The organism is Staphylococcus sp. GW821-FHT11H10 (genome assembly GCF_058807855.1).
Genome location: NZ_JBXARC010000001.1, coordinates 281,234 through 305,694, shown reverse-complemented (window position 1 = coordinate 305,694; position 24,461 = coordinate 281,234). Strand labels below are relative to the sequence as shown.

The window sequence follows — 24,461 nt, the reverse complement described above, 5'->3', positions numbered from 1 at the left end:
ACGCTATAAAAAAGAACAAGTTCGGAAGTGCGAACTTGTTCGTGATTTATATACAAGTGATGCACTCCATTATTAAATAATAATGACAAACTTTCAGCTCTTAACCACAAAGTCCAACAAATCATAGCTGCGATTATGATTCATTTCGGCATCGCACCCTTTCTATATTAGCTGTTGCAGACAGTTTATCTAATATATACTGATGATTGATGCGCCTCATCAATTTCTTATTCAATTGCTATGTTTTATATTATACATATGGCAATTGTGTCTGTAAACCGATAATTGTGATTTTTTGAAATAGACTGAAAAATTAGAAAGTACTTTTACTATATGTAAGTAAAGATTTATCAAATGAGTAATATGATAGTAAAAAACGCACTCCCCAATTTAGTAATAGGGAAGTGCGTATGTGCTTATATATTATTTTTGTAATACGCCAATTTCTTGTAAATATTCTTCATAAGGAACTTCTTTAGATAAACCACCTGATTGATTTAGATCAATCACACGATTTGCAATAGTATTGATAAATTCAAAGTCATAAGATGTAAAGATGATTGATCCTTTGAAAGAAGCTAATCCATCATTTACTGCTGTAATACTTTCTAAGTCAAGATGGTTAGTAGGTTCGTCTAATAGTAAAACATTGGCACTTGATAGCATCATTTTACTTAACATACAGCGAACTTTTTCACCACCAGAGAGCACACTAGCTTTCTTTTTAACTTCTTCACCACTAAATAACATTCGTCCTAAGAAACCACGTAAGAAAGTTTCTGTTTGTTCATCTTCAGGTGCATATTGACGTAACCAGTCTACTAAATTCATGTCTACGCCTTCAAATAACTCTGAGTTATCTTTAGGGAAGTAACTTAATGAAGTTGTTACACCCCATTTAAATGTACCTTCATCAGGCTCCATTTCACCAGCTAAAATTTTCAGTAATGTAGTTTTTGCAATTTCACTATCTCCAATCAAAATTGCTTTATCATTAGGATTCATAGTGAATGAAATGTTATCAAGTACTTTTTCACCATCAATTGTTTTAGAAAGTCCTTGAACAGTCAATAAATCATTACCGATTTCACGCTCTGGTGTGAATTTAACATATGGATAACGTCTTGAAGATGGTTGAATATCATCTAATTCAATTTTTTCTAATTGTTTCTTACGACTTGTTGCCTGTTTAGACTTAGAGGCATTAGCTGAGAAACGTGCAATAAAGTCTTGTAACTCTTTAATTTTTTCTTCTTTTTTCTTATTTTGTTCTTGAGCCATTTTTTGAGCTAATTGACTAGATTGATACCAGAAATCATAGTTACCTACATATAATTTAATCTTACCGAAATCTAAATCAGCAATATGTGTACATACATTGTTTAAAAAGTGACGGTCATGAGATACCACGATGACAGTATTATCGAAGTTAATTAAGAAATCCTCTAACCAACTAATGGCAGGAATATCTAGACCATTGGTAGGCTCATCAAGTAAAAGTACATCAGGCTCACCAAATAAACTTTGAGCTAATAAGACTTTCACTTTTTGATTATTTTCCAATTCTGACATTTGCTTATCATGTAAATCAGCAGATATGCCTAAACCTGAAAGTAAAGAAGCAGCGTCAGCCTCTGCGTTCCAACCATTCATTTCGGCGAATTCACCTTCTAGTTCAGCGGCACGTATACCATCCTCATCACTGAAATCAGGTTTCATATAAATTTCATCTTTTTCTTTCATGACTTCATATAAGCGTTCATGTCCCTTGATAACAACATCTAATACACGTTCTTCTTCATAGGCGAAGTGATCTTGTTTCAAAACAGCTAAACGTTCATCTTTACCCATTGAAACATGTCCTGTTTGAGAATCAATTTCTCCTGATAAAATTTTTAAAAACGTTGATTTACCAGCACCATTAGCACCGATAAGCCCATAACAATTTCCTTCAGTAAACTTAATATTTACATCTTCAAAAAGTTTACGATCGCCAAAACGTAAACTTACATCAGTTACTTGTAGCATGCATTTACTCCTTTATTTATCGTTTATCTAACGGAAAAAATTATATCATATTCTTTATATAGTTTCGACCTAATGCAAATCTAAACACGTGAATGATAGTTTTTAGTATGCATGTTATAATAATGAAGAATACAAACCCTCGAAGGAGAATATTATGGCATTAGATAAAGATATTGTTGGTTCAATTGAATTTTTAGAAGTCATTGGCTTAGAAGGTTCTACATACCTTTTAAAAGGTCCTAATGGTGAACAAGTAAAATTAAATCAATCAGAAATCAATGATGAAGATGAATTAGAAACAGGTGAAGAGTATAGTTTCTTCATATATCCAAATCGCTCAGGCGAATTATTTGCTACTCAAAACATGCCTGACATTACTAAAGATAAATATGATTTTGCAAAAGTGTTAAAAACAGACCGAGATGGTGCACGTGTAGATGTAGGTTTACCAAGAGAAGTGCTAATCCCATGGGAAGATTTACCGAAAGTAAAATCACTATGGCCACAAACTGGAGATTATGTACTAGTAACATTACGTATAGATAGAGAAAATCAAATGTTTGCTCGTCTTGCTAGTGAAACAATAGTAGAAAAAATGTTTACACCTGTATATGATGATGAAAAACAGAATGAACTTATTAAAGCTAGACCATATCGACTATTAAGAATTGGTAGTTTCTTATTATCGAAGGAAGGCTATAAAATCTTTGTGCATGAATCAGAGCGTAAAGAAGAACCCCGATTAGGTGAAGAAGTAGAAGTACGTATTATTGGTCATAATGATAAAGGTGAACTCAATGGTTCATTTTTACCTTTAGCTCATGAACGTCTTGATAATGATGGTCAAGTAATCTTTGATTTATTAGTAGAATATGAAGGTGAATTACCTTTTTGGGATAAATCAAGCCCAGAAGCAATTAAAGAGGTGTTCAATATGAGTAAAGGCTCTTTTAAACGCGCAATTGGTCATTTATATAAACATAAAATTATTAATATTGAAACAGGTAAGATTTCTTTAACCAAGAAGGGTTGGAGTCGAGTAGAATATAAATAACCATAAATATAAACAATTTCCTTCTATTAAAATAGTTGTTTTAATAATACTAAGTTATAACGTTAAAATTTAAGTAATCTTAAGTAAAAAAATTAATTTAAAGTCATATTACTTATTCAAAGTAAAATACAGCACTAACAATATATTATACGCTTTCAGTCACCTTTACGGGAGTGATACAGTTTTTCATTATAAATTCTGTATCACTCCCGTCTTTTTTATAGATAATTTTTATAAAAAATATTGATTTTCCTGCAATCTTAACAAAACCTTTACATTTAAACTATTTTATATTAACAAAAGGTATGTATTATAAGCATTGTAAGAAATACATATAACATTTTGGGTTATCTATTAGGAGGATATTTTAATGAAAAAATGGCAATTAGTTGGTACAACTGTTTTAGGCGCTTCGGTATTATTAGGCGCATGTGGCGGTGGAGATAGCAGTGGAAGTGGTTCTGGAGATGGCAAAGACCTTAAAGGTGAAGCCAAAGGTGAAGGTTCATCAACAGTAGCTCCAATCGTTGAAAAATTAAACGAAAAATGGGCTAAAGATCATCCAAACGCTACTATTTCCTCTGGTCAAGCAGGTACTGGTGCTGGTTTTGAAAAATTCATCGCTGGCGAAACTGATTTCTCACAAGCTTCTAGACCTATTAAAGATGAAGAAAAACAAAAATTAGAAGACAAAGACATTAAATATAAAGAATTCAAAATTGCACAAGATGGTGTAACTGTTGCAGTTAACAAAGACAACGACTTTGTTAAAGAATTATCTAAAGATCAATTGAAAAAAATCTACAACGGCGAAGCTAAAACTTGGAAAGATGTAAATTCTAGCTGGCCTGATAAAAAAATCAAAGCTTTCTCTCCAAACTCAAGTCACGGTACTTATGATTTCTTTGAAGAAGAAGTAATGGATAAAGAAGATATCAAAGCTGAGAAAAACGGAGACACTAACGTAATTGTTCAATCAGTTGAGAAAAACAAAGAGGGTATCGGTTACTTCGGTTATAACTTCTACGAACAAAACAAAGATAAATTAAAAGAAGTTAAAATCAAAGACGACAAAGGTAAAACAACTGAACCAACTAAGAAAACAATCAAAGACGGTTCATATGCTTTAAGTAGACCATTATTCTTATATGTAAAAGAAAAATCATTAAAAGATAATGATGTTATGAGAGAATTCATCAAATTCACATTAGAAGACAAAGGTAAATCTGCTGAAGATGCTGGTTATGTAGCTTCTCCAGAAAAAACTTACAAAGATGAACTTAAAGATTTAAAAAAATACGATAAAAAATCAGATAAATAATAATCATTATTAATATCAAAGGGCTGGGAATTATTCAAGGGGTATTACAAGGTAGCAACACTGCTACCTTGTTCTCGAATATATGGGTGATTGTTAAAATGTTTTAGGTTAATTTGAACTCATTGTTTACCTGATAATTTCTAGCGCTTTTTTAAATTTATTGGGAGAAAAAGAGAGGGTTATATATGGCATCGGAAACTAATGTTAGAGACTTGATAGCTAAAAATAACGCTAAAAAGGGCGGTTTCAGTGATAAAATCGTACCTATTATTTTAGGAATTATAGCTGCAATCTCAATTTTAACTACAATCGGTATTCTTTTCACTTTGATAACTGAGACAATAACATTCTTCACACGCGTATCTATTGTTGAATTTTTATTCACTAAAGACTGGAACCCAACTGGTTCTGATCCTAAATATGGTATTTGGGCATTAGTTATTGGTACGTTGAAAATTACTGTTATCGCAACTATCGTCGCAGTTCCAATTGGATTAGGTGCTGCAATTTACTTAAGTGAATACGCAAGTGACAAAGCAAGACGTATTATTAAACCAATTCTTGAAATTTTAGCAGGTATTCCAACAATTGTATTTGGTTTCTTTGCTTTAACTTTTGTAACACCTGTATTAAGAACTATTATTCCAGCACTTGATAGTTTCAACTCAGTCAGTCCAGGAATTGTAGTAGGTATCATGATTGTTCCAGTAATTACAAGTATGAGTGAAGATGCAATGGCATCTGTTCCTAACAAAATTCGTGAGGGTGCTTATGGTTTAGGTTCAACAAAATTTGAAGTTGCTACTAAAGTAGTATTACCAGCCGCAGCTTCAGGTGTTGTAGCTTCAATTGTATTAGGTATTTCAAGAGCTATCGGTGAAACTATGATTGTTTCATTAGCTGCAGGTAGTTCACCAACAGCTTCATTAAACTTAACGAATTCAATTCAAACTATGACTGGTTATATTGTTGAAGTTGCAACTGGAGATGCTACATTCGGTTCTGATATGTACTATAGTATTTATGCAGTAGGTTTCACATTATTTATTTTCACATTAATAATGAACTTAATTTCTTATTGGATTTCGAAACGCTTCAGAGAGGAGTATTAATATGACAGCTACTACAAATCCTAAAGCTAAAACACTAATTGACCAAAACAAAGTAGAAAAAAACATCTCAAGTCGTGGTAAAACAAATAAATTAAATAAATGGTTATTCTTTACATGTATTGTAATAGCTTTATTAGTACTTGCAGCATTATTGATACAAACATTTGTTAAAGGTGTTGGCTATCTTACACCAGATTTCTTTACAAATTTCTCTTCTTCTACACCTTCACAAGCAGGTATTAAAGGTGCGTTAGCAGGGACAATTTGGTTAATGATAAGTATTATTCCAATCTCTATCGTTCTTGGTGTAGGTACAGCGATTTATTTAGAAGAATACGCTAAAGACAATTTCTTTACTAGTTTCGTTAAAATTAGTATTTCTAACTTAGCTGGTGTACCTTCTATCGTATTCGGTTTACTTGGATTAACATTATTCGTTCGTGGTGGCGGTATTCAAGCATTAGCATTAGGAAATAGTGTTATTGCTGCCGCGTTAACAATGTCATTGTTAATTCTACCGATCATTATCGTATCAAGTCAGGAGGCAATCAGAGCAGTTCCTAATTCTGTTCGCGAAGCTTCTTATGGCTTAGGTGCAAATAAATGGCAAACTATTCGTCGTGTCGTATTACCGGCTGCTTTACCTGGTATTTTGACTGGATTCATCTTATCACTATCTCGTGCATTGGGTGAAACAGCACCATTAATCTTAATTGGTATACCAACTATTCTATTAGCAACACCAACAAGCATTATGTCTATGTTCACAGCATTACCAACTCAAATTTACACTTGGGCTAAAATGCCTCAAGCTGAATTCCAAAATGTTGCATCAGCAGCAATTATTATATTACTTGTAATCTTATTACTAATGAACGCAGTAGCCATTTTCTTACGTAATAAGTTCTCTAGAAAATATTAATCCAATCAAATACAACATAATTTAGGGAGTGAAGGTTGAATCGATAATATCATGTTTTTAGTAGAGCATAACTATCGTTTCAATCTTACAGATATAAAGGAGTTTTAATTATGGCAAATACAAATGTTAAAGAAAAAGAGTTAGCAAAACATACTGATCAATCTCAAGAATCAATTTCAACAGTAGTTTCATCAAATGAAGTTAAGCACAATAAAGAATCAGATAGTAATAAAAAAGTAGTTTATTCAACACAAAACTTAGATTTATGGTACGGAGATACACATGCGCTACAAAACATTAATTTAGATATTTTAGAAAATAATGTTACTGCTATTATTGGACCATCTGGTTGTGGTAAATCAACTTATATTAAAACATTAAACCGTATGGTAGAATTAGTACCTTCAGTAAAAACTGCTGGTAAAATTTTATACCGTGACCAAAATATTTTCGATGAAAACTATTCTAAAGAAAAATTAAGAACAAATGTAGGTATGGTATTCCAACAACCAAACCCATTCCCAAAATCAATTTACGATAATATCACTTATGGTCCTAAAACACACGGTATTAAAGATAAAAAATTATTAGATGAAATCGTAGAAAAATCATTACGTGGCGCTGCAATTTGGGATGAATTAAAAGATAGATTACACACAAACGCATACGGTTTATCTGGTGGGCAACAACAACGTGTTTGTATTGCTAGATGTTTAGCTATTGAACCAGATGTTATTTTAATGGACGAACCTACATCAGCATTGGACCCAATCTCTACATTAAGAGTTGAAGAACTTGTTCAGGAATTAAAAGAAAATTACTCTATTATTATGGTTACACACAACATGCAACAAGCTGCACGTGTATCTGATAAAACTGCATTCTTCCTTAATGGTTATGTTAACGAATACGACGACACTGATAAAATCTTCTCTAATCCTTCTGATAAACAAACAGAAGACTACATCTCAGGACGTTTTGGTTAATATTCTGTAATGATGACCATTATTAGACATAAATACGAAGGTCAATTAGGTGAATTAATTAAAGATATCCGTCACCTTGGTCTTCGTGTTTATTTTAATCTCGAACATGCATTAGTGTCGTTAAGTGAAGATGATAAAAATTATGCAAGACAAGTCATTGAGAATGATAAAGATATCAATAATTTAGATTATGATATCAATGAAAAAGTAATTATGTTAATCACAAAACAACAGCCGATTGCTACGGATTTAAGAATGATGATGGCGGCTTTAAAAATTTCCACAGACTTTGAACGTATGGGTGATAACGCAGCACACATAGCTCATATTCGTCTTCGAGTAAAGATTACAGATCATTATGTATTAACTCGATTAAAAACGATGGGGAAATTAGCAATGCTAATGTTGCAAGATCTTAATACAGCTACGAAACAAGAGGATATAACGTTAATCAAAGAAATTATTGAGCGTGATAAAGATATTGATGATCTTTATGCAAATATAGTTAACACAACATATTTAATAGATAATGACCCTTTTGTAGCTGGCCAAGCACATTTAGCTGCAAGAAATCTTGAAAGAGTCGGAGACCATGTTAGAAATATTGCAGAGAGCGTTTATTATTTCTATACTGGTGAACATTATGAAAAATAATATAGTATCAAACCTAAATAACCCAAAATCAAACAATTAAACCCTGATAAGACTGATTAAATCAGTTATTATCAGGGTTTTACTATAAATCAAAATATATTCATAGTTTAATTAGTCTTGTTGCTCAATTTCATTTGTTAATTGTTCCGCTTCATTAACTAAATCAGAGATATATTTAATAGTAGCTTTAAGTGGTGCATCTGTAGTGATATCAACACCTGCAATTTTTGCTAATTCAATAGGAGATTGACTTCCACCTGCTTTTAAAGTTTCAAGCCATGCATCTACAGCTGGTTGTCCTTCTTGTTTAATTTTTTGTGAAACAACTGTACCAATTGTTAATCCAGCAGAGTAAGTGTAAGAGTATAATCCCATATAATAATGTGGTTGACGCATCCATGTTAATTCAGTTCCATCTGTTAATTCAACAGCATCGCCAAAGAATTGTTCATAAACGTCTCTCATAATGTTATTAAGCACGGGTCCTGTAAGTGACTCACCATTATCAACTTTGCGATATACTTCACGTTGGTAAGCAGCTTCTAGCAAGTGAGTTACCATATTATGATAATATGTGCGTGATAAAATAGATCCAATTACCCAACGTTTAAATTTAGGATCTTCACTGTTACTGAATAGATAATTTGCCATTAACATTTCATTCATTGTAGATGGTGCTTCAACAAAGTACATTGAAGCTTCAGAATCTAATAAATTTTGATGTTGTTGTGCCAATGTAAAATGACCTGCATGTCCCAATTCGTGTGCTAGTACAAACGTTTCAGTCATCTTTCCAGTCCATGAAATAAATACATATGAATGTGTATAATAAGGGCTAGCACAGTAAGCACCTGTGTCTTTTCCTTTATTTTGTGCAAAATCTATCCAACGATCACTATATGCTTGCTCAACCATTTGTATATAATCTTCACCCAGTACATTTAAAGCACCATGAATATATTGTTTAGAATCTTCGATTGATATTTCAGGTTCATAGCTTGGATCAACAGAAACCTTTAAATCCTCAAAGCGCATTTTATCTAAACCGTGTATACGTTGTAATAATTTAGCATATTTTTGCATTACAGGTGCTAAATCACTCATAATTACGTCGATTTGTCTGTCATACATTTCTCGTGTAACTTCTTGATCATGTAATAAATAGTCTATGACAGAATCATATCCTCTTAAATCAGCCTCAATTTTTTCTTGTTGCACATGTTGATTGTAAGTTGCAGCAGTAGTATGTTGATATTTTTTCAGAGCATCACTAAAGCTTTTAAAACTTTTTTGTCTAAATTCTGGATTAGCATTATCCTCGTATTCATTTTCAAATGTTGCGTAATCCATAGGGTATGTCACATTGTTATGTTCAAATGATTCGAAGGCAATATCAAGCATTTTCGTTGTGCCATATAATTCATAAGCACTTTGAAAAGTAGGCGATAAACTCGCCATTACTTGTTCCACTTCAGGTGACAATTGATATGGCTTACTTTCAATTAATTTCTCTAAGTAGTGAGGCACATCAGATTCTTCTATTGCTTGTTTAATAACCTCTTCAGGTAACATTAATATTTCAGATTCTACAAAGGATAACTGACTTGAAATCTTACCATAATTTGTCGATAACTTTGCGCTTAATGTTTGTGCATCAGTATTAGCAGTATCAACGCTTAGTCTTAGTTCCGCATAATTACCAAGACGATCAAGTTGAATAAGAATATTTTCAAATTCTGATAATACTTTTTTTATCATCTTAGCATCTGAAATTTTCCCTTTATATTGTTGATTAAATGACTTCGATTGATTTAGTACATTATCTAAAGTGTCATAAAATTGTTCATCACTATTAAACAAATCATTTAAATTCCATTTTTCTAGTTCTGGAACATCTTTTCTAAATGGTAAACCTGACGTCATAAATTCCACTCCCTTAAAAATCATTTCACAATCATTATACACAATATCATTTTCAAACTCATTATTAAGCCTCAAGGCCGAGTTATGCTTATAGGCAAAGGGGTATAATTTAATTACATATTATTGTATAGTATTTAAAAGAAAGATTTTTATTATGATAGGAGATATACATGACTATTTTTGATATGCCGAACTATTTATGGATTACAATAGTTGCAATGATAATTTTAACTGTCTTCTGTGCTTTAGTACTTAAGAAATGGTTTGTATCCGCAGTAATTACATTTGTTGCGTTAGCTGTCTTAGCATTTTTTATTCCTAATTTTTATGACATCTCATTTCAACCATTACTAGGATATGCTGCTTTTCTAGCCATTATCAGTTTAATTATCAGCTTTTTATTATGGTATTTCACTAGAAATTGGCGTCGCGAACGTAAAAAGAAACAACTAGAAAAAGAAATTCGTAAATATGAAGATGATGACGAAACAATACGTCGTCTTAGAAGATAATAAATAAAGGCGTTTGAAACATTTTAACATGCTTTTTTGCATATATGTTTCAAACGCCTTTTATTTACTATTCTAAAGAGAGGGGGATTGAAATCTAGTGCTAATTATTTTTTAAAAGCTTTTTCAATTTTGTCTAATTGTTCAATGGTAGTTTCAATTCCACCCTCAGAAAAATACCATGCGTTAGATTCAAATTGATAAACTTGATCGTTCTTAATAGCTTTTAAATTTTTTATAACGTCGTTATTTAATGCAGAAGGTAACGACTTATCATTTCCTTTTTGAGTACGATCAATTACAAATAGTTTATCTGGGTTTACTTTGTTTAAATACTCATAAGTAATAGAATTACCAGCAGAATTGGCTTTCATGGCAGTGTCAGCATGTTTTATTCCTAAATCTCTATTTAAGAATCCACCGAAACGACCAGTAGGTCCAAATGCTTTAACACCTTTATCATCCACATTTAAAAACAAGACCGTATCGTTATTAATAACTTTTTTAGTTTCAGCAACTTTTTTATTGAGTTTCTCATTTAGCATTTTAGCCTTGTTTTGTTGTTTGAATATTTTCCCAAACAAGGTCGTATTATCTTTAATAGAATCAATATAATGATCATTATTAGGACTTACAAATAATATTTTAGCGTTAGGGGCAGCTTTTTTTATTTCATCTAGCGTTTTAGTATGAGCTTGTCTAAATGATGTGAAGATAACTTCCGGTTTTGCTTTAGCTAAATTATCATAATTAGGTTGTCCAGGGTTACCTAAATTAGTATATTTATCATTTTTAAATTCTGAAAGGGAAGAGGGTAAGAAAGCAGCACCTTTACCTTTCGCAATTGCCACAATTTTATCTTCCAATCCCATCTGTTTCATAATATCTAATGCACCATAATCTAATACAGCCACTCTATCTGGATTAACTGGAACCTTAACTTTCTCAGTTTTCATTTCTCCTTTAGTATGTGTATTATTCTTATCTTTAAACTCGTATGTATTCTCAACTGTAATCGTATCCTTTGAAGATGACGACGATTCAGAAGTTGAATTCTTACCGCACGCAGATAATAATACGATTATAGTGAAAAGTATAGCTATAAATTTAAATGAATTTTTCATAATTAACCTCCTATAAAATCATTATACTTGCAATTGATAATCATTTTCAATAAGAAGTTATTTATATTTCCTTATAAATGTAGCTATTTTAGTAATCTTTGCTTAATTCATCTAAAGATAAACATAGCGCTTCCGTATTCGCATTAATACAACGGATATTTTTATTATTTTTTAAAATAGAAACATCCATTGATTCATTATTTACAAAATAACCAACTTTAGCATGTTGTAACATTTCAATATCATTATGATCGTTACCGAATGCAACATATGTAGGATATTTACCGAGTATATGCTCAATAGCAGTAAATTTATTAATATATTTAGCTGTAATATCAATATTAAGTTCATTTGAATGATTAATTAGTGAAAGACTAGGTGCATTGGTAGCTAGATATGTTACAACTTCGTCAAAGTCTTTTTCATCTATGTTCAATAAAATCGTCTTAATAGGTGAAGTAATGTCATTAATGGTTAATTTTTGTGCTAATCGATGAGGATCTAGGCGTTGATAAATTGTATTTGTAGCATCAACACGTGCTGCATAATTCCATTTATCATCAACAATGTAATTCAAGTCATATTGATTAATGACATGTTTTATAACATTAAATGATTCAGGTTGAATAGTTGCAAGTGTCTGTATCTCATTATTATCAGAAACGATTGAACCATTACCACCGATTAGCGTAAATCTATGAAATTGTGAAGGTAAAACAGGCAATAAGTCTCGTATCGGTCTTGCTGAAGCAAAAATAATTCTATGACCTATATTATGTAAACTAATCAAACGGTCGATAATATCTTGATTAATTTGTTGTCCATCAAAACATATCGTATCGTCAATATCTAATATGATATTCATATGTAACTCCTTTGTATATAAGTATGCATTTAGTTTAACATGTATAATAGTATGTATGATTAATTTATATTAGTGTGCGTACATATTAATAAAGAAAGGAATCATAAATGTTACTAACTGAAAGTGGATTGAATCATAGGAGAATAGGTCCCCTGGAGTTCAATATATAACTTCCTATAATATATATTATGTAAACTAAAATGAAACACAAATAATTATCTTCAATAAAACCTTTAAATTAATACGCTGTCAGGACGATTTCTGAACATGTTTTATTATTGTTACGTATGATTGATTGTTATCATACAATATTTAGATTAAATAAATTGTTCATCCTTAGTTTCTTAATTTAAAACCCATAAATACTCGTGGTTATATATTTGTCTATACGTTTAGAGATATTAATCCTATGATAATATATATAATCTTTCTCAAAGCTAACTACTAACTAATTAAGTACTGTAGCAATTATTAATATCATGTACATAAAACGAGGAATCAAGAAGTCTTATATTATAGACTTAAGTAAATGTAATAATCTCAATTTTAGATATTAGAATTGATTATTACATTTTATTAAATCGTAACTCTTTCGTATTAATCTTGGTATCTATTTATGTAAATTGTTAGTTTTAACTAAATTTGCTAAAGAATAATAATGCAAATATTTTAAATTTAGCAAAATAAATTTGTTTTGTAATATCATTGCTAAAAATTAGACGTGTGGTAATATTAAATTGTAGGGGGCAACATGAAAATCAACTTAGAATTTACCTACACTGTATTGTAACTTGTCTCTATCACTAGTTACGATAAATAAAGGCTGCGACATCCACCATGTCACAGCCTTTAATAACATCAATTTATTTTTTTACTTTTTTGCGAATTGTATTAAGTGTATTAAACAACCAATATTTAACCTTATTTATAGGTTTATAGAAGTCCCCGATTAGCTCTTCAATGTAAACATTAAATCCTCTTTTAAAGCGATAAACACCATAATCTTCACTGTTCTCTGTAAAATCACCAGATAAACCATAAAAATTATATCGATCATATCCGTGTTCGAAGCAATAGTTCATCATATGCCAATGCATCATATATGGTCCCATATAATTATTATATTTTTCAGATGAACCTCCAGAGAAGTAATTCACTTCATATGAATTTGCAAAGAAAATTCCTGATGCCAAATTCAAGATTTGGCCATCTGTCTGACGTAATTCGCTTGCTTGTAAGAGTTCTTTTTTATCGTGTTCAATTTGCTTATCTAATTCTGCAATTTTTCTAAGTTGTTTATCATTTTTGTTTTCTTTTGCCATCATTTGATCACGACGGTTTTCTTTATCATTTAAAGCGTCTTGCAATGATTTTATGTATTCATCTAAATCAATGTACGCAAGTGGAACAAGCACTTTATCTCCATAAGTATCAAAGAAGTTATAGAAATATTCGTCTGTTTTTGATACGAAACCTGTTCTTGCTTCTGTTTCACGGTATAAGTCTAAGAATATATGAAACTCATCTCTACCAAGGAATCTTACTTTCACCCCATAGTTTATCGCTTTATTAATATTTCTTTTACGTTGGCTATCAAATTGTTTTCTTAATGAAGCAGGTGTTTCCCCTTTTAGATAGCTAACACCCATCCATCTTGCTTGACTTGATGTGTCATATTCAGTAGTAAATCCATGGTGTTCATATCCATGTGATTTAAACAAATTAATTATAGCATCATTTTTCTCTCTATCTTCAAGTGGATTAATATCTTTATCATAAATTTGATAAATCCAGTATGGATCAATTTTAACGTATAAACATTGGTGTTGATGTAAATACTTTTCTAATTCGCGTAAGTAAAAATCAACTAAGCCTAAATCAGAATAGTCCATTACTGGGCCTCGATTTGAGTAATATACATAACTTCCCATGGTCGGTATTTTAGAGAAAAGACTAGCAGCTAATACTTTATTGCTTTCATCTTTTACACCTAGTAACACTACTTCAAAGCCATCATTTTCACGTGTTTGAATATTCTCTTTCATTTGGAAGTAATGGCTTTCTAATGATGGGTTTTGTACAAAGTTTTCGAATTCTTTAACTGTTAACTCTGTAAATTTCATATTCGTCTATTCCCCTCTTAATTAAATCTTTTTTTAATCTTTTTGAGTGTCTTATACACTGAATACAAAGGTTTGTTAATAGGTTTCACAAAGTCTCCAACATACTCAATTACGTCTGCATTGAAACCTTTTTTAAATTTAATGACTCCAACATCTTCAGCGTCTTCACTAAAATTACCGCTAATACCATAGAAATTGTATCTATCAATACCATGATCAATTGCATAGTTAATCATTGTCCATTGAATAGCATAACTGCCTGCAAAATGTCTATATTTATTAGAAGTTCCACCTGCATAATAAACAACTTCAAATGGATTAATAAAGAAGAAACCTGCTGAAATTGGTAATTCATTACCATGTTCGGCTTGTAATTTTTTAGCCTCGTCTAATTTTTGTTGATTGGCATCTAATTGTTTTTCAAGATTTTCTTTTTTATTAAATGCCTTTTTATTGTCTGGTCGTTTTTCAATATCTTTTAAAGCTTTATTAACATCTTTATTTAAAGTTTCACGTTCATTTTGTAATTCTTCGATGTACTCATCAAACTTAATATAAGCTAGTGGTACAAGCACGCGATCTTTGAAATGTCTATAGCGATTATAATAGAAACTATCATCTCTATCTTGGAATTCTTTCGTTTCGGTTGTATCTTCCATAAATGAACGGAAGATTGGAAGTTCTTCTTCTGATAAGAACTTAACTTTCACACCATTTTTTTGAACTTTTTTAGTATTACGTTTACGTAGACTATCCATTCCATTTAATATATCTTTAGATGTTTTATTTTTTAAATCTAAAACAGAATGATATCGGATTTGTTTAATCGGATCAAAACCTTTAGTAAAGCCTTCATGTTCAAATCCGAGATGCTTCATCTTATCAAAGAACCAATCATTACCAGCATTACCTGTAATTTCACCATCATGATTTAAATATTGATATGGTAAATAAGGGTCAACTCGAACATATAGACAATTATGCTGTTTTAAATACTTTGTTAACTCATTAAAGAAAAAGTGAACAAGCTCTCTATTATCATAATCAATTACAGGTCCTCGGTTAGAATAAAAGTACTTAAAAAATTTCATGACTGGTACTGCTGTCAACATGCAGGCTGCAATAACCTCATTATCTTTATTTTTTATACCAACTAAGTGAGTTTCTGTTTTATTTGCAACTTTCATCTCATAGTTTTCAGTCATTTGTGTGAAATGACTATATGGCATCTTATCTGTATAATTGCCAAACTCTGTAGCTGTTAAATTTGTAAACTTCATTATTTATTGCTCCTACTTCAAAGAATCTTTATCTACTTTTAGTTCAAAATTTAAATTATAATTTTCAATAATATCTTTATCTTCAACCAAAAATTTATATATCCAGTTTTATTAAGTATACAATAGAAATTAACAAAACTAAAATACAAACCATTTATTAGATTGAAATATTTTGTAAAATATATGATGTAATTCTAATTGAGTGAGCTATTAAAATACAAGTTTTATATAAATAAAAGAGATTAAGACATCTGCCATTGTCTTAATCTCTAAAAGAATTCTTATATAAGCTTAATAATGAATAATAATTAGTACTGTTTTAATTAGGAGGTTAATGAATGTTTAATTATGAACAAGTCCATTTAAATTCAAAACATCGTTTAGATAAGACATATTTAGACTACTTACATCCAGATTTCAAGGAAATTGGTCATTCTGGAAATATAATTACTAAAAATGATTTATATTTTATTGAATTGAACACTTTTGATTATGAAATCATCGATTTTGAATATAAATCATTATCTGATAATTGTCGGTTAAGTGTTTATACACTGATTAACTACACCACAAATAGAAATAGCCGAAGAAGCTCGTTATGGCTTTGGTATGATGATGATTGGAAATTATATTTCCATCAAGGGACACCTTTAAACTAAAGCGTATCTAGCGTTTCTCTTACTTGTTTCAAATAGTGAATCGTATCCTCGTTATTATCTTGACAAAAGCGTTTTACAATTTCACTACCAATGACTACGCCGTCAGCAACAGTAGCTAAATCCTTAATATGTTCTTTAGTTCTGATGCCAAAACCTGCAACTACAGGAATATCCGTATGTGCTTTTAGATGTTTTAATTTATCTTTTAATTGAGGATGAAACGTTCCATTTTTGCCTGTTGTTGCATTCATAGTTACAGTGTATATAAACCCTTCAGCATGCTTAACGATTTCTTTTATACGGTCATCATTTGCAGTCATTGATATGAGAGATATCACTTTAACATCAAATTTGGATATTTTATGCTTTAATTTTTGAGTTAATTCGTAAGGCAAATCCGGAATAATCACGCCGTAAACACCTACTTTTTCACATTCTTTAAAGAAAGCTTCTTCTCCATAAGAAACAATGATATTGTAATACGTCATTAGTACATATTTGCAATTAATTTCATCTTTATTATTGGATAATTCATTAAAAATGTAATTAATTGTCACGCCTTGCTTGATAGCTCGGTTGCCTGCTTCCATTATTATGGGACCATCAGCTACTGGGTCAGAGAATGGTACACCAATTTCTATTATATCAGCACCATTCTCATCTAAGATTTTCATATTTTTAATAAATGACTTATTCCCCATAATGTATGGAATAAATAATTTAGTCATGTGACTCACCTCTTGTTTGCATATAGTGTCTAATTGTTTCCATATCCTTGTCACCGCGACCTGAAATAGTAACTACTAAAATTTCATCTTTATTCATTTTAGGTGCTAACTTTTCAACATAACTAAGTGCATGTGCACTTTCAATGGCAGGTATGATTCCTTCCATTTTGCTGAAGCGGATGAGCGCCTCCATTGCTTCTGTATCAGTGGCATGTTTATATTGCACACGTCCAATATCGTGATAATATGAATGTTCAGGACCTATACCTGGATAATCTAAACCTGCAGATATAGAGTGTGCTAATTCTACTTGTCCATTTTCATCTTGAATTAAGTACATTTTTGAACCATGAAGTACGCCTGGACGTCCTTTTCCAATTGCAAGTGCGTGCTTAACAGTATCAATCCCTTGTCCTGCAGCCTCTACACCATATAATTTGACCTTATCTTTAATAAATGGATAAAAGGTCCCTATTGCATTAGACCCTCCACCTATACATGCAACAACTGCATCTGGTAATCGACCAGTTTTTTGAAGTAATTGTTCTTTAATTTCTTGACCTATAACACTTTGAAAATCTCTGACCATCGTTGGAAAAGGATCAGGTCCTAATGCTGAACCTAGTAAATAGTGAGTATCTTCAACATGACTAACCCAATACTGTAATGCCTTGTTTACCGCATCAGAAAGTGTTCCTTGACCTTCATCCACTGCTTCAACTTTAGCTCCTAATAATTCCATGCGAAATACATTAAGCTGTTGACGTTTGATATCTTCTCTTCCCATAAATACGATTAATTCCATATCAAATAATGCAGCTACTGTGGCACTAGCAACACCATGCTGACCTGCGCCCGTTTCAGCAACTAATTTATTTTTGCCCATACGTTTTGCCAATAAAGCTTGCCCTATCGCATTATTAATTTTATGTGCGCCGGTATGGTTCAAATCCTCACGTTTTAAATATATTTGAGCTCCACCCAACGCTTCACTATATGATTTTGCATAAGTCAATGAGGTTTCTCTCCCTACATATTCTTTCAAATAATAAGTTAATTCATCTTGAAACGATTGATCTTGTTTAGCCTTGTTATACGCTTGTTTTAATTCTATAATTGCTGGCATTAATGTCTCTGGAACATATTGCCCACCATATTCTCCGAAAAAACCTAATTCATCTGCTTCAGTTTGTATATTATACATATTATAATTCTCCCTTCACTTGTTGTATCACAGTTAACATTTTATTTTTGTCTTTCATACCATCCGTTTCAATACTGCTTGAAATGTCATAACCTAAGTGATTCAACTTCAATGTTTCAATTTGTTTTATCTTATCAACGTCAATACCTCCAGCAATTAAAAACGGTATAGATTGATCTAAGCCCTTAAGCAATGTCCAATCAAAAGATTGTCCAGTCCCACCATATTGCTCTGATGGCGTATCTATAATAAATAAGTCAATATGCTCTTTGAATTGATTGATATCATTTATTATATTTTGAGTAGCTGGTAAAGCTTTAATTATCTTAATATTCTTAAAATTTAAACGAAGTTGTTTGATAAAATCTATTGTCTCATCACCATGGAGTTGGATAGCATTAATATTAGTAGCATTAATAATTTTCTTTATTAATTGCAATGTTGGATTAACTAATACGACTACTCTATCTATTTCGTCTGGCAACAATCTAGATAGTTTATTTATTTGTTCAATGTCCAAATGTCGTTTACTTTTGGGATAGTGTATAAATCCCACCATGTTTATATTGAGTGGTCGAATGCTTAATGCTTCTACTTTAGTTTTGATACCGCAAAATTTTAAAATCATTGTTTCACCTTTTTTAATTTAAGTGAGGGTATAAAATGTTCTAACTCATTACAATTCATTAAGGCTCCACCAACTAATAAACCATCGATCCCGCTTTTTACTATTTGCTTAACCTCTTGTTGTGAATGAATTCCACTTTCAGAAATATATAAATAGTTCTCTTTCTTACACTTAAGTATTTGATTAGTATGTTTAACATCGGTGTTGAATGATTTTAAATCACGATTGTTTACCCCAATGATTTGTGGATTTAACTGATAGGCACGTTGTAACTCAATACCATCATGTACCTCTACTAACACTTCTAGTCCCTTAGAACTTGCATATTGATAGAGTTGTCGTAACTTTTCGTCGGTAAGAATATTTACAATGAGTAAAATAATTGAAGCACCTGCTTTTTGTGCAACATCAATTTGAAGCGGATCAATGATGAAATCTTTACATAAAACAGGTAATTGTGTTGTTTCTGATATTTGCTGTAATCTTTCAAAGCTACCACCGAAATATCGTTCGTCTGTTAATACGGAGATAGCATTTGCTCCATAACGTTCATAATCACTCACTTGTTTAATTATATTTGTTTGTTGAAAAGCTTTTACAGATGGACTCTTTGATTTAATTTCAGCAATTAATGTTAAATTGTCATTTTTAATTAAAGCATCCGTTAATCGCGATTTATTTTTATGTTTTACCCCTTTCAAATTTTGTAATTTATCATGATAATAGCCGTCTTTTAATAATTGCTCTTTATAATCCACTATTTCACTTAATATCGTCACAGATATCACCTCTCATTTTCATAAATTGTACCATCGCTCGACCACTATCAATTAAGATCGTAGCTAAACTTATTCCAGATGCTATCGTATCTACCTTTTCAGAAACGTATAACGCAAGTGCAGCATTTAATACAACAACATCTCTTCTACAAGTTTTATCATCTCCACTTAAAATATCTAATGTAATCATTTTGTTTTCTTTCGGACTCCCACCCTGTAAATCTTGATTACTTGCAACCTTTAAACCATAATCTTTAGCATTTATAAAATAATGCGTTATGTCTCCATTTTCATTTAATTCATAAACTTCATTGTTTCCTGAAAGTGTAGCTTCATCCATACCATTTGCTCCATGTAACACTATTGCCCTCCGTCGTCCTAAATCTTTCAATGTTTGTGCTATCATGTACAATCGACTTGGGTCATACACTCCTAACACTTGATAGGTCAATTTAAATGGATTGATAAGTGGCCCAACTATATTAAAGATGGTCGGTGTAGAAATCATTTTTCTAACAGGTTGAATATATTTCATTATTGGATAAGACTCCATTGCGCTAATAAATGCCAATCCCTGTTCTTCAATTTGTAATGGGACTTCTGAAACTTTTGTCGTCTTTATTCCCAATTCATTTAACAAATCAGTACTTCCTGAATGGGATGTTATACTTCTATTTCCGTGTTTAATGACTGGAATACCTGCGCTTGCTACTATAAACGATACTGTTGTAGAAATATTGAAACTGTTTGACTTATCCCCTCCTGTACCGCATACACATATACTTCCTTCATATGTTGGTTGATTAGGATACATGGTTTGAATTAAGCTATTGACGACATAGGTTAATTCTTGTTGTTTAATTTCCTTTTTCGTAAATTGCGTTAATAAGTCGACTTTGTCTTCCACATTAATTTCAGGGTTTGTTAGATAGGTTATGAATTGTGTTGTCTCTGATTGCGTTAAAGTTATGTTATTATCCAATTGTTTTAATAATCCCATTAAAATTCACCCTTTCTTTTACAATACGAATGAAGTTTTCAATAATTTGTGAACCAAACTCAGTAGCAAATGATTCTGGATGATACTGTATACCGAAATGAAGATGTTGTTTGTCCTCGAAGGATTGTATTGAATCTGATGTACTTCCCGTAATGATTAAATTCTTAGGAAAAGACTTCATCTCACTTACAAGTGAATGATATCTCATAATTCTGAATCGGTGCGGTATCGTCAAATAGAGTTCTGACTCGTTTTTAACTTCAAGTGTATCTACCTTTCCATGCATGACTTTCTCTCCTTGAATAACTTTGCCACCGTAATAACACGTTAATGCTTGAGCACCTAAACAAATACCTAAAATTGGTAAAGTATGATATTTATCGATAATTTTTACCAATTCATCGCCATCTAAAGGATGACCAGGACCTGGTGAAATGATTACCCCATCAATTTTCTCTAAATAGTTGAATACATCTTTATCATCTGGATATTTAATAATCACTTCATCAATTTGACTAACTATATCAACCAAGTTATACGTAAACGAATCGTAATTATCTATAATTAATATCATGGTGTTACCTCCAATAAGCTTTTTGCTTTAAGTCGTGTTTCTTCGAGTTCCTTTTCAGGTATAGAATCGTACACAACACCACAGCCTGCCTCGACATTAACAGTGTCGTCATCAATCAACATGGTTCGTATTGCCAATGCAAAATCTAAATTTTGATTATAATTGATATAACCAACGCCACCGCTATAGACGCCTCTTTTATATGGATAGGATTCATATATGCGTTGAATAGCTCTTAGTTTAGGTGCTCCCGATACTGTCCCAGTTGGTAAAAGACTTGCTATGGTCGTCATTGGAGATATATCTTTTTTAATTTTTCCTTTTACTTCACTAACGATATGCATGACATGTTCATATTTTTCAATCACCATCAGTTTTGATATTTCAGATGTCCCCGTAATACTTACTCTATGAATATCATTTCTACCTAAATCCACAAGCATACTATGTTCGCTTATTTCTTTCTCGTCTGTAATTAATTGGTGTGCATTGCATTCATCTATCTCTGGGGTAGTGCCACGTCTAATCGTTCCTGCAATTGGATTAGTTGTTACTTCGCCGTTATGAACTGCTACAAAGCTTTCTGGTGAACTTCCAACTACAATCTCATTTTCCATGTTCATGTAATACATATATGGACTAGGGTTCTTACGTTTTAAATTTTGATAAAGCTGATAACTCAATTGGTTTTTATTTTCTCCGAAATGATGTTGGTAGCTATATATTCTAGAGGGTACTACTTGAAACATATCTCCTTCAGTAATCCGTTGTTTCATTTGAGTAACAATATCGATAAATTGTTTATCAGAAATATTTGCTTTTATCCCTGATCTCTTAGGCACCATTTTATTATTCTCTTGGTAAACTTTAATTTGAGACAATGCTTGAATTCTATGCTTCACTCTTAATTTTAATTCTGCATTACTTGCTTTTGAAAATTGATTAGAAGCAATCACGTATAATTCATCCTTGTAATGATCAAATACAAATACATCCTCTATCATGTAGAAAGACACATCTGATATTGTTTTCATACTCTTAATAGCTACTCGTTTTAAAATTGGAAATTCATGTCGCACTAAATCAAAACTACACGTTCCCATAAAGCCAGAAATAAATGGCAGTTGCTTTAATTTTTCATCATTTATGACACAATCAAATTGATTGATGAATGTTTTTAAATAATTATATGGCTCAGTAGTTATAACTTTATCTTCTTTCAAAGTCTTAATAATTAATTCATTATCATTTAATTTGACGGTGCCATAATAATCGAATGCTACGATAGAGTATCTGCCTTTTAATTTTTGTTGACTTGCGCTTTCAAATATAATTTTATGTTCATTTAGCTGTCCTAAAGCTTCAGGCGTTATGTGAGCTTTCAATACTTCGTAATAAAATTCCATTTTCTCATCCCTTTCACTAAAAAACGTCAGCCTCCTTATGTAAAGGACGCTGACGCGCGGTACCACCTTAATTAACGAAATATTCCGAATAATCAAAATATTAAGCGTTCACTCATTCTTATTGATTTGTCTTTCAACATAAACCCAAATTCATGATAAGGGGTGTTGATTTGCATCTACCATCAACTTTCTGTCACTACCTTACTCACCACTACTTCATTTATGCCTATTTAATTGTACATAAAAACACCACAGCATACGCGCTTTACTCTATAAGGACGCGTTACCGTGGTGCCACCTTAGTTAACAATACTTTGTTCACTCTTACTTTATTAAAGTTTAAAATTCTAGACCCAATTCGATTAATATGTAGTGCCAATTTACATCACCCATTGGCTTTCTATTTGCTACAAATCATATTATCTACTTCATTCATAGAATTGTTTGATATTTCTTATATTTCAGTATAATACAAAACTCTATTTTATTTGTCAACGATCAATTATAAATTTATTGGAGATAAACAATATGCGTATAAAAGATTTTGAGTTGCATCAATAGACTCAATATGAGTTCTTTCAAGCGCGTGAGATGACTCTATACCAGCACCAAATAAACCATGACGAATGTCTGCACCTGCTTTTAGTGCTGCTGATGCATCAGAGCTATAATAAGGATAAATATCAACTTTATAAGGTATGTCATTGATTTTACATAAATTTATTAAATGAGATTTTAATTCTTTATGATAAGGACCTGATCCATCTTTAGCACAAATCGATACAGTATATTCATCTGAGGTTTGACCATCGCCTAGCGCTCCCATATCAAATGCAATAAACTCTACTATCTTATCCGATATTGATGCATTTGCACCATATCCTATTTCTTCGTTATTAGAAATATAAAACTGAGTCGTATGTGGCAATTGCGTTTCTTCTTGTTTAAGTTTTTCAAGCAGTTCTAGTATCATTGCTACACTTGCTTTATCATCTAAGTGTCTTGATTTAATAAATCCTGATGATGTAATTTCAGTTCTGGGATCAAAACTTACAAAATCTCCCACTTCAATCCCTAAATCTCTTGTCTCTTGATCAGACGTTGTTTTTTCATCGATACGAATTTCCATATGTTCGCCATCTCTAGGTATTTCATGATTATTTCTGTAAACATGGACACTTGTTTCATGCAAACAAATCGTTCCTGTATATACTTGTCCTGAATCAGTTTGTATTTCACAATACTCCCCTTCAATCGCGTTATATGTAAATCCACCTATTAAACTAATAGATAATCGACCATCTTCTTTAATTTCTTTGACCATCGCGCCTAGTGTATCTACATGGGCAGTAATGCATCTTTGTTGTTCATCATTTTCACCTTGAACTTCGATAATTAAGGCACCTTTATTTGTTGTCTTAGTATCATAACCTAACGCTTCAACTTTGTTCTTAACATAATTAATTGCTTCCGTAGCATTACCAGATGGGCTATTTATTTCTGTAAGTTCTTTTATTGTTTTCAATACTTTTTGCGTCATCATTATCTCCCCTTTTTTAAAATAATTATTGATAACATTTTA

General features: G+C 31.5%; 22 protein-coding genes and 1 riboswitch. Of the genes, 8 read left to right on the top strand and 14 right to left on the bottom strand.

Features of this window, described 5'->3' with window-relative positions; all coding sequences use genetic code 11:
• Window positions 1-51: 51 nt before the first annotated feature.
• A riboswitch (Lysine riboswitch) is annotated at window positions 52-228 on the bottom strand.
• 195 nt (window positions 229-423) lie between these two features.
• Entirely contained in the window at window positions 424-2,028 is a 1,605-nt protein-coding gene (locus AC1RRU_RS01515; RefSeq protein WP_016931091.1) for an ABC-F family ATP-binding cassette domain-containing protein, read from the bottom strand.
• Window positions 2,029-2,182: 154 nt separating this feature from the next.
• Between AC1RRU_RS01515 and cvfB the strand changes: the two genes are divergently transcribed.
• The 6 genes from cvfB to phoU all read left to right on the top strand — a co-directional run bounded on the left by cvfB (window position 2,183) and on the right by phoU (window position 8,077).
• Window positions 2,183-3,082: an RNA-binding virulence regulatory protein CvfB gene (cvfB, locus tag AC1RRU_RS01510; protein WP_016931090.1), complete on the top strand. Its 900-nt coding sequence runs from the start codon at window positions 2,183-2,185 to the stop codon at window positions 3,080-3,082.
• 370 nt (window positions 3,083-3,452) lie between these two features.
• Entirely contained in the window at window positions 3,453-4,403 is a 951-nt protein-coding gene (locus AC1RRU_RS01505) for a PstS family phosphate ABC transporter substrate-binding protein (protein ID WP_011275814.1), read from the top strand.
• Window positions 4,404-4,588: 185 nt separating this feature from the next.
• Complete coding sequence (gene pstC, locus AC1RRU_RS01500) at window positions 4,589-5,515, top strand: phosphate ABC transporter permease subunit PstC (RefSeq protein ID WP_011275815.1); 927 nt, start codon at window positions 4,589-4,591, stop codon at window positions 5,513-5,515.
• A gap of 1 nt (window position 5,516) precedes the next feature.
• Window positions 5,517-6,437: a phosphate ABC transporter permease PstA gene (gene pstA / locus AC1RRU_RS01495; protein ID WP_011275816.1), complete on the top strand. Its 921-nt coding sequence runs from the start codon at window positions 5,517-5,519 to the stop codon at window positions 6,435-6,437.
• Between the two features lie 110 nt (window positions 6,438-6,547).
• Window positions 6,548-7,423: a phosphate ABC transporter ATP-binding protein PstB gene (gene pstB, locus AC1RRU_RS01490; RefSeq protein WP_011275817.1), complete on the top strand. Its 876-nt coding sequence runs from the start codon at window positions 6,548-6,550 to the stop codon at window positions 7,421-7,423.
• Between the two features lie 12 nt (window positions 7,424-7,435).
• On the top strand, window positions 7,436-8,077 hold the full coding sequence (phoU, locus tag AC1RRU_RS01485; RefSeq protein WP_029376655.1) for a phosphate signaling complex protein PhoU: 642 nt from the start codon (window positions 7,436-7,438) through the stop codon (window positions 8,075-8,077).
• 111 nt (window positions 8,078-8,188) lie between these two features.
• On the opposite strand, the gene pepF is transcribed toward phoU, so the two are convergent.
• Window positions 8,189-10,000, bottom strand: coding sequence for an oligoendopeptidase F (gene pepF / locus AC1RRU_RS01480; RefSeq protein WP_016931089.1), 1,812 nt, complete (start codon window positions 9,998-10,000; stop codon window positions 8,189-8,191).
• Between the two features lie 170 nt (window positions 10,001-10,170).
• Between pepF and AC1RRU_RS01475 the strand changes: the two genes are divergently transcribed.
• Window positions 10,171-10,512 (top strand): membrane protein, encoded by a 342-nt coding sequence (locus tag AC1RRU_RS01475; protein WP_011275820.1) that lies wholly within the window; start codon window positions 10,171-10,173, stop codon window positions 10,510-10,512.
• Window positions 10,513-10,616: 104 nt separating this feature from the next.
• Here the strand turns inward: AC1RRU_RS01475 and AC1RRU_RS01470 are convergent, their stop codons facing one another.
• From AC1RRU_RS01470 to AC1RRU_RS01455, 4 genes are all read right to left on the bottom strand, one after another.
• A complete protein-coding gene (locus AC1RRU_RS01470; protein ID WP_011275821.1) occupies window positions 10,617-11,633 on the bottom strand; it encodes a siderophore ABC transporter substrate-binding protein in 1,017 nt (338 codons plus the stop codon).
• An 88-nt stretch (window positions 11,634-11,721) separates the two neighbouring features.
• Complete coding sequence (locus tag AC1RRU_RS01465; RefSeq protein ID WP_016931088.1) at window positions 11,722-12,498, bottom strand: HAD-IIB family hydrolase; 777 nt, start codon at window positions 12,496-12,498, stop codon at window positions 11,722-11,724.
• 863 nt (window positions 12,499-13,361) lie between these two features.
• Complete coding sequence (locus AC1RRU_RS01460; RefSeq protein WP_016931087.1) at window positions 13,362-14,621, bottom strand: aminoacyltransferase; 1,260 nt, start codon at window positions 14,619-14,621, stop codon at window positions 13,362-13,364.
• A 17-nt stretch (window positions 14,622-14,638) separates the two neighbouring features.
• A complete protein-coding gene (locus AC1RRU_RS01455) occupies window positions 14,639-15,901 on the bottom strand; it encodes an aminoacyltransferase (RefSeq protein WP_016931086.1) in 1,263 nt (420 codons plus the stop codon).
• Between the two features lie 338 nt (window positions 15,902-16,239).
• Here AC1RRU_RS01455 and AC1RRU_RS01450 point away from each other — a divergent pair, with 338 nt between their 5' ends.
• Window positions 16,240-16,560, top strand: a complete 321-nt coding sequence (locus AC1RRU_RS01450; RefSeq protein ID WP_016931085.1) for a nuclear transport factor 2 family protein — start codon at window positions 16,240-16,242, stop codon at window positions 16,558-16,560.
• Here the strand turns inward: AC1RRU_RS01450 and trpA are convergent.
• The 8 genes from trpA to AC1RRU_RS01410 all read right to left on the bottom strand — a co-directional run bounded on the left by trpA (window position 16,557) and on the right by AC1RRU_RS01410 (window position 24,419).
• Window positions 16,557-17,288: a tryptophan synthase subunit alpha gene (gene trpA, locus AC1RRU_RS01445; RefSeq protein WP_011275827.1), complete on the bottom strand. Its 732-nt coding sequence runs from the start codon at window positions 17,286-17,288 to the stop codon at window positions 16,557-16,559. The genes AC1RRU_RS01450 and trpA overlap by 4 nt on opposite strands.
• Window positions 17,281-18,492 (bottom strand): tryptophan synthase subunit beta, encoded by a 1,212-nt coding sequence (gene trpB, locus AC1RRU_RS01440; RefSeq protein ID WP_011275828.1) that lies wholly within the window; start codon window positions 18,490-18,492, stop codon window positions 17,281-17,283. Before trpB ends, trpA begins: the two co-directional genes overlap by 8 nt.
• Window position 18,493: 1 nt before the next feature.
• Complete coding sequence (locus AC1RRU_RS01435) at window positions 18,494-19,120, bottom strand: phosphoribosylanthranilate isomerase (RefSeq protein WP_011275829.1); 627 nt, start codon at window positions 19,118-19,120, stop codon at window positions 18,494-18,496.
• Complete coding sequence (trpC, locus tag AC1RRU_RS01430) at window positions 19,117-19,899, bottom strand: indole-3-glycerol phosphate synthase TrpC (protein WP_011275830.1); 783 nt, start codon at window positions 19,897-19,899, stop codon at window positions 19,117-19,119. Before trpC ends, AC1RRU_RS01435 begins: the two co-directional genes overlap by 4 nt.
• On the bottom strand, window positions 19,883-20,899 hold the full coding sequence (trpD, locus tag AC1RRU_RS01425) for an anthranilate phosphoribosyltransferase (RefSeq protein WP_016931084.1): 1,017 nt from the start codon (window positions 20,897-20,899) through the stop codon (window positions 19,883-19,885). The genes trpC and trpD overlap by 17 nt, the downstream gene beginning before the upstream one ends.
• A complete protein-coding gene (locus AC1RRU_RS01420) occupies window positions 20,874-21,473 on the bottom strand; it encodes an anthranilate synthase component II (RefSeq protein WP_016931083.1) in 600 nt (199 codons plus the stop codon). The genes trpD and AC1RRU_RS01420 overlap by 26 nt, the downstream gene beginning before the upstream one ends.
• On the bottom strand, window positions 21,470-22,879 hold the full coding sequence (locus AC1RRU_RS01415) for an anthranilate synthase component I (protein ID WP_016931082.1): 1,410 nt from the start codon (window positions 22,877-22,879) through the stop codon (window positions 21,470-21,472). Before AC1RRU_RS01415 ends, AC1RRU_RS01420 begins: the two co-directional genes overlap by 4 nt.
• A 502-nt stretch (window positions 22,880-23,381) precedes the next feature.
• A complete protein-coding gene (locus AC1RRU_RS01410) occupies window positions 23,382-24,419 on the bottom strand; it encodes a M42 family metallopeptidase (protein ID WP_011275834.1) in 1,038 nt (345 codons plus the stop codon).
• Between the last annotated feature and the right edge of the window lie 42 nt (window positions 24,420-24,461).

Coding starts and splice junctions, on each gene's coding strand:
- trpB (WP_011275828.1), bottom strand. CDS start 18,492: ATGTATAATATACAAACTGAAGCAGATGAATTAGGTTTTTTCGGAGAA.
- AC1RRU_RS01515 (WP_016931091.1), bottom strand. CDS start 2,028: ATGCTACAAGTAACTGATGTAAGTTTACGTTTTGGCGATCGTAAACTT.
- AC1RRU_RS01420 (WP_016931083.1), bottom strand. CDS start 21,473: ATGATATTAATTATAGATAATTACGATTCGTTTACGTATAACTTGGTT.
- pstC (WP_011275815.1), top strand. CDS start 4,589: ATGGCATCGGAAACTAATGTTAGAGACTTGATAGCTAAAAATAACGCT.
- pstA (WP_011275816.1), top strand. CDS start 5,517: ATGACAGCTACTACAAATCCTAAAGCTAAAACACTAATTGACCAAAAC.
- pstB (WP_011275817.1), top strand. CDS start 6,548: ATGGCAAATACAAATGTTAAAGAAAAAGAGTTAGCAAAACATACTGAT.
- AC1RRU_RS01465 (WP_016931088.1), bottom strand. CDS start 12,498: ATGAATATCATATTAGATATTGACGATACGATATGTTTTGATGGACAA.
- AC1RRU_RS01410 (WP_011275834.1), bottom strand. CDS start 24,419: ATGACGCAAAAAGTATTGAAAACAATAAAAGAACTTACAGAAATAAAT.
- AC1RRU_RS01415 (WP_016931082.1), bottom strand. CDS start 22,879: ATGGAATTTTATTACGAAGTATTGAAAGCTCACATAACGCCTGAAGCT.
- AC1RRU_RS01475 (WP_011275820.1), top strand. CDS start 10,171: ATGACTATTTTTGATATGCCGAACTATTTATGGATTACAATAGTTGCA.
- AC1RRU_RS01505 (WP_011275814.1), top strand. CDS start 3,453: ATGAAAAAATGGCAATTAGTTGGTACAACTGTTTTAGGCGCTTCGGTA.
- AC1RRU_RS01450 (WP_016931085.1), top strand. CDS start 16,240: ATGTTTAATTATGAACAAGTCCATTTAAATTCAAAACATCGTTTAGAT.
- trpA (WP_011275827.1), bottom strand. CDS start 17,288: ATGACTAAATTATTTATTCCATACATTATGGGGAATAAGTCATTTATT.
- AC1RRU_RS01435 (WP_011275829.1), bottom strand. CDS start 19,120: ATGATTTTAAAATTTTGCGGTATCAAAACTAAAGTAGAAGCATTAAGC.
- AC1RRU_RS01470 (WP_011275821.1), bottom strand. CDS start 11,633: ATGAAAAATTCATTTAAATTTATAGCTATACTTTTCACTATAATCGTA.
- AC1RRU_RS01455 (WP_016931086.1), bottom strand. CDS start 15,901: ATGAAGTTTACAAATTTAACAGCTACAGAGTTTGGCAATTATACAGAT.
- trpD (WP_016931084.1), bottom strand. CDS start 20,899: ATGGGATTATTAAAACAATTGGATAATAACATAACTTTAACGCAATCA.
- pepF (WP_016931089.1), bottom strand. CDS start 10,000: ATGACGTCAGGTTTACCATTTAGAAAAGATGTTCCAGAACTAGAAAAA.
- phoU (WP_029376655.1), top strand. CDS start 7,436: ATGACCATTATTAGACATAAATACGAAGGTCAATTAGGTGAATTAATT.
- cvfB (WP_016931090.1), top strand. CDS start 2,183: ATGGCATTAGATAAAGATATTGTTGGTTCAATTGAATTTTTAGAAGTC.
- AC1RRU_RS01460 (WP_016931087.1), bottom strand. CDS start 14,621: ATGAAATTTACAGAGTTAACAGTTAAAGAATTCGAAAACTTTGTACAA.